Source organism: Candidimonas humi, from assembly GCF_019166065.1.
Lineage (GTDB): Bacteria > Pseudomonadota > Gammaproteobacteria > Burkholderiales > Burkholderiaceae_B > Candidimonas > Candidimonas humi.
In genome coordinates this window covers 420,469-436,044 of the sequence record NZ_JAHTBN010000004.1, presented here as the reverse complement: position 1 = coordinate 436,044, position 15,576 = coordinate 420,469, and the positions used below count along the sequence as shown (strand labels likewise).

At 65.5% G+C, this 15,576-nt stretch carries 16 protein-coding genes; 8 read left to right on the top strand and 8 right to left on the bottom strand.

The annotated features are described in order from the left end of the window. Positions 1–16: 16 nt before the first annotated feature. The 5 genes from rodA to KVP10_RS12610 all read right to left on the bottom strand — a co-directional run bounded on the left by rodA (position 17) and on the right by KVP10_RS12610 (position 5,882). A complete protein-coding gene (gene rodA / locus KVP10_RS12630) occupies positions 17–1,153 on the bottom strand; it encodes a rod shape-determining protein RodA (RefSeq protein ID WP_217964936.1) in 1,137 nt (378 codons plus the stop codon). After that, a complete protein-coding gene (gene mrdA, locus KVP10_RS12625) occupies positions 1,150–3,261 on the bottom strand; it encodes a penicillin-binding protein 2 (protein WP_217964935.1) in 2,112 nt (703 codons plus the stop codon). Before mrdA ends, rodA begins: the two co-directional genes overlap by 4 nt. Before the next feature lie 29 nt (positions 3,262–3,290). After that, positions 3,291–3,869, bottom strand: a complete 579-nt coding sequence (gene mreD, locus KVP10_RS12620) for a rod shape-determining protein MreD (RefSeq protein WP_217964934.1) — start codon at positions 3,867–3,869, stop codon at positions 3,291–3,293. After that, positions 3,847–4,743 carry a rod shape-determining protein MreC gene (gene mreC / locus KVP10_RS12615; RefSeq protein WP_217964933.1) on the bottom strand — a complete coding sequence of 299 codons (897 nt, stop codon included), beginning with the start codon at positions 4,741–4,743 and terminating at the stop codon, positions 3,847–3,849. The genes mreD and mreC overlap by 23 nt, the downstream gene beginning before the upstream one ends. A 95-nt stretch (positions 4,744–4,838) precedes the next feature. Continuing rightward, entirely contained in the window at positions 4,839–5,882 is a 1,044-nt protein-coding gene (locus KVP10_RS12610; RefSeq protein ID WP_217964932.1) for a rod shape-determining protein, read from the bottom strand. 400 nt (positions 5,883–6,282) lie between these two features. Here KVP10_RS12610 and gatC point away from each other — a divergent pair, with 400 nt between their 5' ends. From gatC to gatB, 3 genes are read left to right on the top strand one after another with little or no spacing between them, the layout of a single operon-like run. Next, entirely contained in the window at positions 6,283–6,591 is a 309-nt protein-coding gene (gene gatC, locus KVP10_RS12605) for an Asp-tRNA(Asn)/Glu-tRNA(Gln) amidotransferase subunit GatC (RefSeq protein WP_217964931.1), read from the top strand. Between the two features lie 3 nt (positions 6,592–6,594). Then, positions 6,595–8,127, top strand: coding sequence for an Asp-tRNA(Asn)/Glu-tRNA(Gln) amidotransferase subunit GatA (gene gatA, locus KVP10_RS12600; RefSeq protein WP_217964930.1), 1,533 nt, complete (start codon positions 6,595–6,597; stop codon positions 8,125–8,127). Continuing rightward, on the top strand, positions 8,127–9,581 hold the full coding sequence (gene gatB, locus KVP10_RS12595) for an Asp-tRNA(Asn)/Glu-tRNA(Gln) amidotransferase subunit GatB (protein ID WP_217965005.1): 1,455 nt from the start codon (positions 8,127–8,129) through the stop codon (positions 9,579–9,581). Before gatA ends, gatB begins: the two co-directional genes overlap by 1 nt. A 27-nt stretch (positions 9,582–9,608) precedes the next feature. Here the strand turns inward: gatB and KVP10_RS12590 are convergent, their stop codons facing one another. Then, entirely contained in the window at positions 9,609–10,409 is an 801-nt protein-coding gene (locus KVP10_RS12590) for a DODA-type extradiol aromatic ring-opening family dioxygenase (protein WP_217964929.1), read from the bottom strand. Between the two features lie 20 nt (positions 10,410–10,429). After that, positions 10,430–10,840 (bottom strand): DoxX family protein, encoded by a 411-nt coding sequence (locus KVP10_RS12585; protein ID WP_217964928.1) that lies wholly within the window; start codon positions 10,838–10,840, stop codon positions 10,430–10,432. A 266-nt stretch (positions 10,841–11,106) separates the two neighbouring features. Between KVP10_RS12585 and KVP10_RS12580 the strand changes: the two genes are divergently transcribed. From KVP10_RS12580 to KVP10_RS12560, 5 genes are all read left to right on the top strand, one after another. Beyond that, positions 11,107–12,036 (top strand): LysR family transcriptional regulator, encoded by a 930-nt coding sequence (locus KVP10_RS12580; RefSeq protein ID WP_217964927.1) that lies wholly within the window; start codon positions 11,107–11,109, stop codon positions 12,034–12,036. A gap of 42 nt (positions 12,037–12,078) precedes the next feature. Continuing rightward, complete coding sequence (gene pyrE, locus KVP10_RS12575; protein ID WP_217964926.1) at positions 12,079–12,753, top strand: orotate phosphoribosyltransferase; 675 nt, start codon at positions 12,079–12,081, stop codon at positions 12,751–12,753. A 38-nt stretch (positions 12,754–12,791) separates the two neighbouring features. Then, positions 12,792–13,583 (top strand): exodeoxyribonuclease III, encoded by a 792-nt coding sequence (locus KVP10_RS12570; protein WP_217964925.1) that lies wholly within the window; start codon positions 12,792–12,794, stop codon positions 13,581–13,583. Positions 13,584–13,625: 42 nt separating this feature from the next. Continuing rightward, positions 13,626–13,925: a HigA family addiction module antitoxin gene (locus tag KVP10_RS12565; protein WP_217964924.1), complete on the top strand. Its 300-nt coding sequence runs from the start codon at positions 13,626–13,628 to the stop codon at positions 13,923–13,925. Between the two features lie 96 nt (positions 13,926–14,021). Continuing rightward, entirely contained in the window at positions 14,022–14,690 is a 669-nt protein-coding gene (locus tag KVP10_RS12560; protein ID WP_217964923.1) for a transglutaminase domain-containing protein, read from the top strand. A 186-nt stretch (positions 14,691–14,876) separates the two neighbouring features. On the opposite strand, the gene KVP10_RS12555 is transcribed toward KVP10_RS12560, so the two are convergent. Then, entirely contained in the window at positions 14,877–15,527 is a 651-nt protein-coding gene (locus tag KVP10_RS12555; protein ID WP_217964922.1) for a TetR/AcrR family transcriptional regulator, read from the bottom strand. Positions 15,528–15,576 lie beyond the last annotated feature (49 nt).

The following is a 15,576-nucleotide window of genomic DNA, read 5'->3' as shown; positions in this document are numbered from 1 at the left end:
AGGCGCCGGACCGGGATCAGTCCGACTCGGGCCGATAGCGGCTGATGCTCATCAAAATGCCGCAGGCTATGCCCAGCGTCGTGAGCGCCGTGCCGCCATAGCTCATGAACGGCAACGGCACCCCCACCACGGGCAGGATGCCCGTCACCATGCCGATGTTCACGAACACATAGACGAAGAACATCATGGCCATGGACCCGGCCATCAGCCGCCCGAACTGGGTGCGGGCCTTGAGCGCGATCGACAGGCCGCGCGCGATCAGCAGCGTGTACAAGGCCAGCAGCATGATGCCGCCGTACAGGCCGAATTCCTCGGCATACACGGCAAAGATGAAATCGGTGGTGCGCTCGGGGATGAAATCCAGGTGCGACTGCGTGCCCTGCATATAGCCCTTGCCGTACACACCGCCCGAGCCGACGGCGATCATGGACTGTATGGTGTGGAAACCCTTGCCCAGCGGGTCGGAACTGGGGTCGAGCAAGGTGCATACCCGATGCTTCTGGTATTCGTGCAGCACCACCCAGTCGACACCCGGCTGGCAGATGCGCGACTCGTAGTACACCAGCGACCCCAGGGCCACCGCGGTGATCAGCACCAGGGGAATCAGCAGCTTGAAGGACAGGCCGCCGAAGTAGATGACGCAAAAGCCCGCGGTAAACACCAGCAGCGCGGTACCCAGGTCGGGCTGCTTGGCGATCAGGCCGAAAGGAATCGCCAGCAGCACCCCGGCGACGATGAAATCCAGTATCCGCAGCTTGCCCTGGTGCTCATGGAAATACCAGGCCAGCATCAGCGGCACGGCGATCTTCATCATCTCGGAGGGCTGGATCCGGCCGAACCCCAGGTTCAGCCAGCGTGTCGCGCCCTTGCTGGTCTCGCCGGCAAATTCCACGCCCAGCAACAATGCCACGCCCAGTATGTAGAACGGCACGGCCAGTTTCATCAGCTTGGGCGGAGACAGCAGGGCCGCCACCCACATCGCGAAGAACGCGATCATGAAATTGCGCATCTGGTCGGAGAAGCGCAGATCGGTCCCGCCCACGGCCGAATGCATGATCGTCATGCCCAGCAGCATCATCAATACCAGGATGGCCAGCAAGGGCCAGTCGAATGCGGTCAATGCCTTGACGATTGCGTCGACGATGCGTTTCATTGGCGCTCCGGTTCGCGATGTTCGCCCAGGGTAATGGCTTGCGGGGCCGCACCGTGCGGCCGCATCGGCGCCAGCGGGTCCTTGCCGTCCTGCTCGTTGTCGGGCTGGTCCTCTGGAGGCACGACGGCATCGGGCGACTCCTCGGATGTGTGCTCGGCGGACTGGGGCTCGGGCACGGCCTGGGTCTCGGTCACCGCCTCGCGCGCCTTGGGAGGCAGGCCGTCGACCAGTTCCGCAGGCATGAGCACCTGGTTCTCGTTTTCGGTGCGATCGGGCGACAGCCAATAGTCGAACACCTTGCGCGCGATCGGCGCGGCCACGGTGGCCCCCCAGCCGCCATTCTCGACGATCAGCGCCACCGCGATGCGCGGGTCTTCGGCCGGGGCATACGCCATGAACAGCGCGTGGTCGCGCAGCCGTTCCGGCACATTGGTATTGTGATAGCGGCCGCGCAGGCTGTAGACCTGGGCGGTGCCGGTCTTGCCCGCCGCCTGGTAGGGGGCGCCGACAAAGGCCTGCCGCGCGGTGCCGTGGCGCACCACGTCCACCAGCGCATCCTTGACCACCTTGAGATTCTCGGGCTTGAGCGGAATGGTATAGGACGGCTTGGTGACCGTGCGCTTGATCTTGCCCGTCATGGAATTCTCGACCAAGCTGACCAGGTGCGGCTTCATGTAGACGCCATTATTGGCCAGCACGGCGGTGGCCTGCGCCAGTTGCAGCAAGGTGAACGAGTTGTAGCCCTGGCCCACCGCCACCGAGATGCTTTCCCCTGTATACCAGTGCTGCTGCGAGGGCTTCTTGTAGGCGTGGCGCTTCCAGGCGGTGGAAGGCAGCACGCCGCGCCGCTCGCCGTCCAGGTCGATGCCGGTGAGCTGGCCGAAGCCGAACTGCTTGGTGAAGTCGTGCAGCGCGTCCACGCCGATCTCGGGCCCGAGCGAAAAGAAATACGTGTCGGACGACACTACCAGGGCATGATGCATGTCGGTGGGGCCATACGCCGCGCCGCCCGCATTGCGGTATTTCTGCCCGGCGAACTCGAAATAGCCGGGGTCGGGAATGCGCTCGGTGGCGCTGCGCTTGTGCAATTGCAGCGCGGCCAGCGCCACGAAGGGCTTGTAGGTCGAGCCGATCGGATAGGTACCGTACAAGGGCCGATTGATCAGGGGATGGTCGGGCGAATCGTTGAGCTTGCGCCAGTTCTCGACGTCGATGCCGTCGACGAACAGATTGGGATCGAACGAAGGCGAAGAAACAAAAGCCAGTACATCGCCCGTCTTGGGATCGATGGCCACCAGCGCGCCGCGCTTGCCCTCGAACAGTTTCTCGGCCACCTTCTGCAAGCCTATGTCCAGCGACAGCACCAGGTTGGAGCCGGGCACGGGATCGACCCGGCGCAGCACCCGCACCGGACGCCCCGAGGCCGTGACTTCGACCTCTTCGAGGCCGGTATGCCCGTGCAGCGCGTCTTCCCAGGTTTTTTCTATGCCTTTCTTGCCGATCACGTTGGTACCGCGGTAGTTGCCGGCGCGGCCGTCCTCTTCCAGTTGAGCCTCGTCGGTCTCGGATATGCGGCCGACGAAACCGAGCACGTGGGCGGCGGTCTCGTGCTGCGGATATTCCCGCACCCAGCGGGCGCGCAGTTCCACCCCGGGGAATTCATAGGCGTGGGCGGCGAACCAGGCGGCCTCGGTGTCGTTCAAGTTGTTGCGCAGCAGTACGTGGGCATAGCGGCCATTCTGCGACAGCCGCAGCCGGAAGCGCTTGAGATCCAGCGGCGTCAGCGTGACCAGCCGCGACAGGGCGTCGAGCATCTGCGTCATGTGCTCGACCCGGGCGGGAACGACCTCGAGCGTGTAGTCGCGATAGTTGCGCGCCAGCACCACACCGTTGCGGTCGACGATCTCGCCGCGCCGCGGCGGGATGGGCACCACGGCGATGCGGTTCTGGTCGGCGCGCTCGGCCAGGCCTTCGTAGCGGTCGACCTGCAGGTACCAGAGGCGCGCCAGCAAACCGCCGAAGCACAGCAGCGCGAAGACCCCGGCGACCCAGATGCGCAGCACGATCCGCCGTTTCTGGCGGTGCGATGTTTTCTTGAATTCGAACATAAAAAAATCCGGGCCGGGACCTGCAGGCCCTAGACCGAGCCGGGATCGGTTTCGTCCAGGCGACGCTGCGGCATATGCAGCAAGGTGTCGGCCACCGGCCACAAGGCGGCCGTGAACAACGCCGACCAGAGCCACTGCCAGCCGCCCCATTCGCCCGCCAGCCAGGCATGGATCAGGTGCGTGGCCATCGCCGAAAACACGAAGACCGGCAACAAGTGGATGGCCTGTATCACCGAACCGAAGCGATGCAGCCGGCGCGACAAGGCAACGGCGCCGTAGGCCACCAGTGTATATGCCAGCGCCTTTTCGCCCAGCAGCCCGGCGTCCTGCACATCCATGGACAGGCCGAATATGAAAGCGGTGAACATCGACACCCGCTGCGGTTCGTTCAGGCACCAGAAGGCAATGACCAGCAGCAGGATGTCCGGCGCCGCCAGCCAGTCGCGCCAGGGCAGGAACGAAACCAGCCACACCACCAGCACCGTGCCCCACACGAACACGGGATGCGCAGGCTGTTTGAACGGCGAACTGTCTATGGGCTGCAGCGCCCTCAGGGACGAGACGCCGCTCGCCCGGTGCGTGGCTTCACTGCCCGGCCTGCGAACCATGGTCTTGGGTCTCCGTATCGGATGAGGGCGGCAGGCGCGAAACGTCCACGCGCAGCACCAGGAAATGCCGGTAGCGTTCCGGATGCGACAAAGGCGTGGCCAGGGCGCGGGCAAAGCCCGTGGCCGAGTCGCGCTCGACTTTTTCTATCTTGGCCACCGACAGCCCGGCAGGGAACAAGCCGCCGATGCCGCTGGTAATGAGTGTATCGCCGGCGCGGATGTCGGCGTTGGCCGTCAGGTAGCGCACCTCGACCTGGCCGCTGACATTGCCGCCGAAGGAGATCAGCCGCAGGCCGTTGCGCAGCACCTGCACGGGGATCGACACATTGTCGTCGGTCAGCAGCGCGGCCTCGGAGGTAAAGGGCGTGACCCGGACTATCTGGCCGACCACGCCGCCCTCGTCGATGACCGGCATGCCGGCGCGAATGCCGTCGGACGTGCCCTTGTTGAAGATCAGATGGTGCACGAACGCATTGGGAGGCTCGTACATGACCTCGACCGCCACCGAGGGCTGCGACACCGTGTCGGCCACTTTGAGCAGGCGGCGCAGTTGTTCGTTCTCGGCCGACAACTGGGCGGCATGCGTGGCGATCTGCGCGAGTTCTATGCGCTGCTTCTGCAGCGCCTCTTTCTCGGTGCGCGCGACCGTGGCGGCGTCCATCCAGTTATTGAAGTTCTCGACCAGGTCGCGCGGTGCCAGCACCAGGCGCTGGAACGGATACAAGACCACGGAGATCGCCTGCCGGGCGGGATCCAGCACGCGCCAGCGCGCATCGACCACCAGCAGGGACAAGGACAGGACGACCAGAACGACCAGCCGGAATTCGGCGGTCGGTCCATGCCTGAACAGCCTGATCGTCCGATTTTCTTGCATGACAGTACAGTACTCGCGCGTAAACCTGCTCAGTGTCCCGCTGGATCAGCCAAACAGGACACGCGCGCACGCTTTGGCATTCGACCCGGGAACGGTCAGTCGTAGATGAACACCGTACCCAGGCGCTCGAGATGTTCGAGCGCCTCGCCGCAGCCCCGCACCACGCAGGTGAGGGGGTCTTCGGCCACCACCACCGGCAAGCCGGTTTCTTCCTGCAGCAGGCGGTCGAGGTCGCGCAGCAGGGCGCCGCCGCCGGTCAGTGAAATACCTTTGTCGGTAATATCGGCGCCGAGTTCCGGCGGCGTCTGTTCGAGAGCCGTCTTGACCGCCGACACGATCTGGTTGAGCGGGTCGGTGAGCGATTCGAGGATCTCGTTGGACGACACCGTGAAGCCGCGCGGCACGCCTTCGGACAGATTGCGGCCCTTGACCTCGATCTCGCGGATCTCGGAACCCGGGAAGGCCGAACCCACTTCTTTCTTGATCATTTCGGCCGTGGGCTCGCCGATCAGCATGCCGTAGTTGCGGCGTATGTAGTTGATGATGGCTTCGTCGAACTTGTCGCCGCCCACGCGCACCGAGCCCTTGTAGACCATGCCGCCCAGCGAGATGATGGCCACCTCGGTGGTGCCGCCGCCGATGTCGACCACCATGGAGCCGCTCGCGTCGGACACCGCCAGTCCTGCGCCTATGGCCGCCGCCATGGGTTCTTCGATGAGGAAGACCTGGCTGGCGCCGGCGCCCAGCGCCGATTCGCGGATGGCGCGGCGTTCGACCTGGGTCGAGCCGCAAGGCACGCAGACGATGATGCGCGGGCTGGGCGCAAACATGCTGCGCGGGTGCACCATGCGTATGAACTGCTTGAGCATCTGCTCGGTGACGGTGAAGTCGGCGATCACGCCGTCTTTCATGGGGCGAATGGCTTCGATGTTGCCGGGCACGCGGCCCAGCATCTGCTTGGCTTCCTGGCCTACCGCCTGGATGATTTTCTTGCCGTTGGGGCTGCCGTCGTGACGTATGGCCACTACGGACGGCTCGTCCAGCACGATCCCCTTGCCCCGGACATAGATGAGCGTGTTGGCGGTACCGAGGTCGATCGCCATATCGCTGGAGAAATAACTACGTAGAAATCCGAACATGGACGCTCAGCCAAGTCTAAATTTTGAATATAAGCCCCGCTGCGGGCGCCGGGATCGACGGCACACAGGGATAGCCCAGGAAACGAGGCGGCACGAGTCCTCTTGGCGGCGGGCGCCCGGCGCAAACGATTTTCCATCGGATTCGCGCCCCCAGGGCCGCAGGCCCGGAAAGGCAAAAAAAACGGTGAAAACGAACCGCCGCAGCACATCCGCAGCCAGGTAAACCTTTGCCGCAAAAACCACTGGGGATTAAACCGACAATGATAACTTATAATTTGCCTTTGTTAAGCTCGCAGAGGGTCTGTTAAACCTTTGTAACAGGCTCCCGCAGGCCGGGCTATGCAAGTCCGCCGGCCGCCTCTGGCCGGTTCGGCCGCTAGCCCCGATACCGGAATCCCCCATGGCCATCGACCACAAAGACGTTGCGCGCATCGCACAGCTGGCGCGCCTTGAACTCACGCCCGAAGCGGCGCAGCGCGCGCTGTCCGAACTGAACGGCATCTTCGACCTGATCCAGCAGTTGCAGGCCGTCGACACGCAAGGCATCGAGCCCATGGCGCATCCGCTCTCGGCGCACCAGGAAATCACGCTGCGCCTGCGCCCGGACGCCGCCGCCCCCACGCACACCCTGGAGCAGCGCCAGGAACTCATGTCCAACGCCCCCGCCGCGTCCGAAGGCCTGTTCCTGGTACCGACCGTCCTCGAGTAACTCATGTCCGACACTTCCGCCCTGCATACCCGCTACGACAGCATCGAAGCCCTGCGCGCGGCCCTGCGCGCCAAGGAAGTCAGCGCCCTGGAGCTCGCCGACAGCGCCCTGGCGGCCGCCCAGGCCAGCCCGCTGAATGCCTTCCTGCACATCGACCCCGAACTGACCCGCGCCCAGGCCCGCGAAGCCGATGCCGCGCTGGCCGCCGGCCGCGCCGGGCCGCTGGCAGGCATACCCATCGCGCACAAAGACGTCTTCGTCACCCGCGGCTGGCGCACTACCGCGGCCAGCCGCATGCTCGAGCACTACACCAGCCCCTTCGACGCCACCGTGGTGCAGCGCCTGGCGCAGGCCGGCGCCGTGTCCCTGGGCAAGCTGAACTGCGACGAATTCGCCATGGGCTCGGGCAACGAGAACTCGGCCTACGGGGCGGTCAAGAACCCCTGGGATCCCGCCTGCGTGCCCGGCGGCTCATCGGGCGGCTCGGCCGCTGCCGTGGCCGCGGGCCTGGCAGCCGCCGCCACCGGCACCGACACGGGCGGCTCGGTGCGCCAGCCCGCCGCGCTATGCGGCGTCAGCGGCATCAAGCCCACCTACGGCACCGTATCGCGCTTCGGCATGGTGGCCTTCGGCTCCAGCCTCGACCAGGCCGGCCCCTTCGCCCGCAACGCACGCGACCTGCTGGAACTGCTCGACGTCATGAGCGGCTTCGATCCGCGCGACTCCACCAGCCTCGAACACTGCGACGGCGCCCCCAACCAGCCAGGGCGCGTACGCGCCGCCTTCGAGGCAGAATCCGCCGCCTTTGCCGCGGCCGGCGCCAAGCCGCTGCAGGGGCTGCGCATAGGGGTGCCGGCCGAATTCTTCGACGCCGGCCTGGCCGACGACGTGGCCCGCGCGGTCGAGGCGGCGCTGCAGCACTTCGAATCCCTGGGCGCGCAGCGCGTGGCCATATCGCTGCCGCGCACCAGCCTGTCGATTCCCGCCTACTACGTCATCGCCCCGGCCGAGGCCTCCAGCAACCTGTCGCGCTACGACGGGGTGCGCTACGGCCACCGCGCCGAGCAATACCGCGACCTGGCCGAAATGGTCAGCCGTTCGCGCAGCGAGGGCTTCGGCCCCGAGGTCCGGCGCCGCATCATGGTCGGCACCTACGTGCTGTCGCATGGCTACTACGACGCCTACTACCTGCAGGCGCAGAAAGTGCGGCGCATGATCGTCGACGACTTCCAGCAAGCCTACGCGCAGCATTGCGACGTGATCATGGGGCCGGTCACGCCTTCCGTGGCCAAGCCCCTGGGCGTCAACCGCGACGACCCCACGGCCGATTGGCTGGCCGACGTCTATACGCTGGGCGTCAGCCTGGCCGGGCTGCCCGCGATATCCGTGCCCTGCGGCTTCGGCGGCGCGCAAGGCCGGCTGCCGGTGGGGCTGCAGATCATAGGCGACTACTTCAGCGAAGGCCGCTTGCTGGCAATCGCCGACCGCTACCAGCAGACCACCGACTGGCATCAACGCAAACCGGAAGCGCAATGATGGAATGGGAAATCGTCATCGGGCTGGAAACGCATACCCAGCTTTCCACCGAATCGAAAATATTTTCGGGCAGCAGCACGCGTTTCGGCGCCCCGCCCAACACGCAGGCCAATGAGATCGACATGGCGCTGCCCGGCAGCCTGCCGGTCATGAACCACGACGCGGTGGATCGCGCGATCCGCCTCGGCCTGGCGATAGGCGCGAAGATCGCGCCGCGCTCGATCTTCGCCCGCAAGAACTACTTCTACCCCGACCTGCCCAAGAACTACCAGATCAGCCAGTACGAGATCCCGGTGGTGCAGGGCGGCACGCTGAGCTTCTTCGTCGGCGACCAGGAAAAAACCATCAACATCACCCGCGCCCACCTCGAAGAGGACGCCGGCAAGCTGCTGCACCAGGGCTATACCGGCCCGCACGGCGAGTCGTCCAGCGGCGTGGACCTGAACCGCGCCGGCACGCCGCTGCTCGAGATCGTCTCCGAGCCGGAAATCCGTTCGGCCGCCGAGGCCGTGGCCTATGTCCGCGCGCTGCACGGCCTGGTGGTGTGGCTGGGCATCTGCGACGGCAATATGCAGGAAGGCTCGTTCCGGGTCGACGCCAATGTCTCGGTGCGCCCCAAGGGGCAGGCCGAATTCGGCACGCGCAGCGAAATCAAGAACCTGAATTCCTTCCGCTTTCTCGAACGCGCCATCCAGTACGAGGTGCGGCGCCAGATCGAACTCATCGAAGACGGCGGCACCGTGCGCCAGGAAACGCGCCTGTACGATTCCGAACGCGACGAAACGCGCAGCATGCGCAGCAAGGAAGACGCGCACGATTACCGCTATTTCCCCGATCCCGACCTGCCGCCGCTGGTCATAGGCGCCGACTGGATCGAACGGGTGCGCGAGTCCATGCCGGAACTGCCGTCGCACATGCGAGCGCGCTTCGAAAAGGACTTCGGCCTGAGCGGCTACGACGCGGCCCAGTTGACCATGGACCGCACTACCGCCGCCTATTTCGAACAGGCCGCCGCCGGCCTGCCCGCGGGCCAGGCCAAGCTGGCCGCCAACTGGATCATGGGCGAGGTAGCCGCGGCGCTGCACCGCGACGAAATCGAGCTGGCCGCCTGCCCGGTCGCGCCCACGCGGCTTGCCGCGCTGATCGGCCGCATCATCGACGGCACGATCTCGAACAAGATCGCCCGCGAGGTGTTCGCCGCCATGTGGGCCGGCGAACAACAAGGCGATCCGGATGCCATCATCGAGGCCCGGGGCCTGCGCCAGATCAGCGACAGCGGCGCGATCGCCGCGATGATAGACGAGGTGCTGGCGGCCCATCCCGCGGTGGTCGAGGAATACCGCGCCGGCAAGCAGAAGGCCTTCAATTCCCTGGTCGGCCAGATCATGAAGGCGGCCAAGGGCAAGGCCAATCCCCAGCAGGTCAACGAACTGCTGAAACAGAAACTGGGCTGAAGTTTCCGCGGGCCGCCGCGCCCGTCCTTAGCCGCCGAAACGGAAGCTCGACGCCGTAATCGCACCGAAGGCAGTGTCTTCGTGATAGACACAGGTGGCGGCCTCTTCACCGGCTGCGCCGGCAGCGACCATCAAGGGTATCAAGTGGTCTTCGCGCGGATGCGCCAAGCGCGCCGCGGGCGCCTGCGCCCAGTCCAGCAGGCGCTCGGCACGCTGTGCCGGCGGGCCGTTCACCACGACATCCTGCAGCCAGGCGTCGAAACGCGCCGAAGGAACCCGGCCCGGCTCGCCCAGGCCGCGCAGGTTGTGATAGCTCAAGCCGCTGCCCAGGATCAGCACGCCCTCGTCGCGCAGCGGCGCCAGGGCGCGGCCCAGCGCGATGTGCCGCGCCGGGTCGTAGCCGGCGTCGATGGACAACTGCACCATGGGCACATTGGCCTTGGGATACATCACGAACATGGGCACGAAGGCCCCATGGTCGAAGCCGCGCGCGGCATCCAGCCCGGCCGCCAGCCCCGCCTGGCCCAGCAACTGCTGGACGCGCGCAGCCAGGGCCGGCGAGCCCGGCGCCGGATACTGGATCTGGTAGGTATGCGCCGGGAAGCCGTAATAGTCATAAAGCATCGGCGGCCGCGGGTTGGACTGGATGCCGAATCCGCCGCGGGTTTCCCAATGCGCCGAGACCATCAGCACCGCACTCGGGACGGCCGGCAACTGGGCCGGCAGCTCGCGCAGCGACGCCGCCAGCCGCGCGTAGCCCTGGCGCGCCTCGGGCATATAGGGCCAGGGGCCGCCGCCATGCGAAATGAAATAGACCGGCATATTCATTTGAATGCTCCGCCTGCCGCTCAGGCCTTCCTGCGCGCGGCATCCAGGCTGCACGCACCGCCGCCGGCGGCCGCCAGGAACAGGAATATGAAGCAGTACAGCACCGCCGCTTCGCCGCCATTGAGTATCGGCAGCAATGCATGGCCGCCCGTGCCTACATGCCCCATGAAATAGGCGAAAGCCATTTCGCCGGAGGCGATGAAGGCCGCGATGCGCGTGAACAGCCCCAGGATCAGCAATATGCCCGCCACCACCTCGATGACTCCGGCCAGGCCCATCAGGGAAAACAGTTGCAAATTATCGAAGTACGCCACATGCGGCACATGGAACAGCTTCGAGCAGCCGTGCAGCAGGAATATATAACCGGCGACGATACGCAACAGCGCCTGTGCGCGCGCGGCCCATACTTGGCAATTAGCGTCGGATGTCATGTAGGTGTCCTCCTGGAGGGAAGCAAGATGCCGGCGGGCACCATGCCCGTCTCGCATCGGCGCCGGCTTCCGGCCGATTCCGGGGCCCTGCGCAAATCAGGAAGCTCCGGACACGCAGGCCGACTGCTGCATCCCGGTAAAGAACGCAGCGTAGCCGGCAACTTATTCGGCACTTCCAATAAGGGTAAAGTTTATTAAAATCCTATCAAGAAATATATACAACTATTATTATGAATTCATTTCCTTACAGGAAATGATAAAGCACTATGGATACCCTGCTCAGCCTCAAGGTCTTCTGCGAAATCGCCGCCGGCGGCAGCTTCGTGTCGGCCGCGCGGCGCCTGGCGCTGTCGGCGCCCATGGCCAGCAAGCATGTGGCGCACCTGGAACGGCACTTGGGCGTGCGCCTGCTGAACCGCAGCAGCCGGCGCGTCAGCCTGACCGAGGCCGGCTCGCTGTACTACGAGCAATGCAAGGCCGCGCTGGAAACGCTGTCCCTGGCCGAGGTCGCCATAGGCCGCAGCGTCGAAGCCCCCCAGGGGGTCCTGCGAATCACCGCGCCGGTGTGGTTCGCCAACCCGCGCGTGGTCCGGATCATCGCCGCCTATAAACAGCGCTATCCGGGGGTCGTGCCCGATCTGCACTTCTTCAATCGCAAAGCCGACCTGGCCGCCGAAGGCTACGACCTGGCCCTGCGCGTCACGCGCGACCCTTCCGCGCACCTGATCGTGCGGCGCATCTGCCGGCTGTCCTTCTACCTGGTCGCCGCCCCCGCCTACCTGGGTTCCCATGGCGTTCCGGCCACGCCGGCCGAACTGGCCCATTACGGCGGCATCCTGCCCAATTACCTGCCCGCCGAAGGTTTCGAATTCGACGGCCCCAAGGGCAAGACCCTGATCCGCCTGGCGCCGCTGATCCGCTCGGACGACACCACCTTTTCGTATCACGCGGTGCGCTCGGGCGCGGGCATAGGGTTCCTGCCCTCGTGGCTGGTGGACGAAGACCTGCGCCGCGGCACACTGCTGCGCGTGCTGCCCCAATACACGCAGGCGCCGCAGGAACTGTACGCCACCTACATCAGCCGCCAGTACCTGACGCCCAAGGTGCGCAGCTTCATCGATTTCCTGGCCGAACCCGAATGCCGCGCCATGCTCGAGGACGGCCCGCCTGTCGAGAGCGCGCGGAATCCTCCATAATTACGCTTTTCTCCATCGACGCATGCCTTACCCGACCACGCCATGACAGACCCCACCCAGAACCGCAATGATTTCGTCCGCTATTCCCTGCAGCAGGGGGTCCTGCGCTTCGGGGAATTCAAGGTAAAGTCGGGGCGCCTGAGCCCGTATTTCTTCAACGCCGGCCTGTTCAATACCGGCCTGTCGATGGGGCGGCTGGCCGCCTTCTATGCCCAGGCGCTGGTCGAGTCGGGCCTGGAATTCGACATGCTGTTCGGGCCGGCCTACAAGGGCATACCGCTGGCCGCCGCAACCGCGATCGCGCTGGCCAACCACCCCGCCCGCGCCGGCCGAGACGTGCCCTATGCCTACAATCGCAAAGAAGCCAAGGACCACGGCGAAGGCGGCAGCCTGGTGGGCGCGCCGCTGGCCGGCCGCGTGGTCATCATCGACGACGTCATCACCGCCGGCACTTCGGTGCGCGAATCGGTCGAGATCATCCGCAACGCCGGGGCCAAGCCGGCCGCGGTGCTGATCGCCCTGGACCGCATGGAACGCGCCGGCGCCGACGGCGCCCTGTCGGCCCATTCGGCCGTGCAGGACGTGAGTGCATCCTACGGCATGCCGGTCGTCAGTATCGCCTCGCTTGCCGACATCATGGCCGTGCTGGAAGGCGACCCGCAACTGGCGCAACACCGCGGCGCAGTCGCCGCCTACCGCGACAGGTACGGCGTATAAGCATCCCTGTCCGGCCCACAACCCAAGGAACCCATCCCATGCGCATCGTTTCGCTCAATGTCAACGGCATCCGGTCGGCCTTCCGCAAGGGCCTACCCGCCTGGCTCGCCGCCCAGGGCGCGGATGTAGTGTGCCTGCAAGAAATCAAGATCCACGCCGACGACCTCAGCGACGAGCTGCTGCACCCCGCGGGCTACACCGGCCACTTCAACCATGCGCAGAAAAAGGGCTATAGCGGTGTCGGCCTGTACATGGCCCGGCCGGCCGAAACCCTGGTCGACGGCATGCAGAACGAGGAATTCGATGGCGAAGGCCGCATCATCCGCGCCGACTGGAAGGACCTGAGCGTAATCAGCGCCTACCTGCCTTCGGGATCCAGCGGCGACGAACGCCAGCAGGCCAAATACCGCTTCCTGGACCACTTCGCCCCCTGGCTCGACGCCCTGATGCGGGAAAACCGCAAGACTGGCCGCGAATTCATCGTCTGCGGCGACTGGAACATCGCCCACCAGGAAATCGACCTGAAGAACTGGAAGGGCAATATGAAGAACAGCGGCTTCCTGCCCGAGGAACGCGCCTGGCTCGGCAAGGTGCTGGGCGACATGGGCTGGGTCGACGTCTACCGCAAGCTGCATCCGGACACCACCGGCGAGGCCTACACCTGGTGGAGCAATCGCGGCCAGGCCTGGGCCAAGAACGTCGGGTGGCGCATCGACTATCACGTCGCCACGCCCGGTATCGCCGCCCGCGCCAGCGCCGCATCGATCTACAAGGACGAGCGCTTCAGCGACCACGCGCCGCTGACCATCGACTACGAGGCGGTGCTGTAGCGGATGTGGAGAACGTGGATTACCACAGACAAGGAGCCTGTCATGCAAGACTTGCCACTTATCCATCCAGGGGAAATCCTGCTGGAAGAATTCCTGAAGCCGCTGGCCATCAGCCAATACGCGCTGGCCAAGGCCATTGAAGTACCCCCGCGCCGGATCAATGAAATCGTCCACGGGAAGCGCGCAGTGACTGCCGACACCGACTTGCGCCTGTGCCGTTATTTCGGCTTGTCGGACGGCTACTGGCTGCGCGGGCAGGCCCGCTACGATACGGAACGAGCCAAGTCGGCCATGGCCGATGTGCTCGCGCGCATTCATCGGTATGATGAAATACCGGCCTGATGCCGTGAGCCGGAAATCGATCGAATGACGCCGATCGCGTACTAATCGTTACGCGTCTCCCATTGCCGCCGGGCTGCCGGCTTCCCGAGTCTTGCCATGCAGAATCCCTCTCTCGCCCCCACCGCCCTGATCGACAGCGACCACCCGGACGTGCAGGCCTTTGCGCGCCGCCACCTGCGTGATAACGACAAACAGACCGCCGTGGCGTTGTACTACGCGGTGCGCGACGGCTTCCGCTACGATCCTTATCGCATCGATCTGTCCCCTGCCGGCATGCGCGCCAGCTCGGTGCTGGCGCAGGGCTACGGCTGGTGCGTGCCCAAGGCCGCGCTGCTGGCCGCGGCGTGCCGGGCCGCCGGCATACCCGCCCGGGTCGGCTATGCCGACGTGCGCAACCACATGAGCACCGAACGCATGCGCCAGACCATGGACGGCGATGTCTTCATCTGGCATGGCTATACCGACATCCTGCTCGACGGCGCCTGGCGCAAGGCCACGCCGGCCTTCAATATCGAGCTGTGCGATCGCTTCGGCCTGCTACCCCTGGAATTCGACGGCACGCAAGATTCCATCTACCACCCCTATGACCGGGCCGGCAACCGCCACATGGAATACATCCGGCAACGCGGCGCCTTCGACGACATGCCCCTGGAACAAATTGCCGCCGACTTCCGCCTCACCTATCCCAGATGGCTGGAACAGGCGTCTCCTCTGCGCGGCGCAGACTTCATGAGCGACGTGGCGCGGGAAAGCCCGACGGCCTGATTGCCTGATTGCCTGATTGCCGATTGCCGATTGCCTGATTGCCGATTGCCGATTGCCGATTGCCGATTGCCGATTGCCGATTGCCGATTGCCTGCACTCAGTCTTAGGCATTGCTGCCTGGGTTGCTGCGCCGCCATGCGGGCATGGGCACGCCCGGACTTGCACGCGGTCATCGAAACCCGGCCTCTAGATCCCCTTCTCCACCATGTCCAGCAGGCGCTCGGCAATGGCGTTTCTTTGCGTGGCCGAAGCATTGCGCAAGGGGCCGTCGGCCACCAGCAGCGCCAGCCCATGGACTGCGGACCAGGCCAGGTATTCGGCCCCCTGCCGCCGCTCGGCGGGCAGTGCCCCGCAGTTCGACAGCTCGTCCAGCGCCGCACCCAGCAGTTGAAACGGATTCATGCCGCTGCGGCCGGCCTTGGCCGTATCGGTGTCGCCCTCCACTTCTTCGGGGCCGGAAAATGCCGTATGGAACAGGCCCGGCTCGGAACGCGCGAATTTCAGATAGCCCCGCCCGACCGCGCGCAGGCGCGCACGCGCCGCCTCGACCGGCGGCAGGCTGGCCGGAATCCTGGCGATCTCGCGCTCCATGACGATGGCCAGCTCGGACAAGGCGGCCGCCCGCACAGCCTGGAACAAGTCTTCGCGGCTGGCGAAATGCCGATAGGCCGCATTGGGCACCACACCGGCCCTGCGCGTCGCCTCGCGCAGCACCACGGCATCGGGCCCCGCAGCGCGCGCCAGCGCAATGCCCGCTTCCAGCAAGGCCCGCCGCAAGTCGCCGTGGCGATAGGTATCGCGCGGCGGCGGCTCTTCTGTCTTTTTCTTGCTTTGCATCCTGGCTCCGGCTCGCTTTCCAGGCCCGGCTCCGACCTCGGCTCCAGGC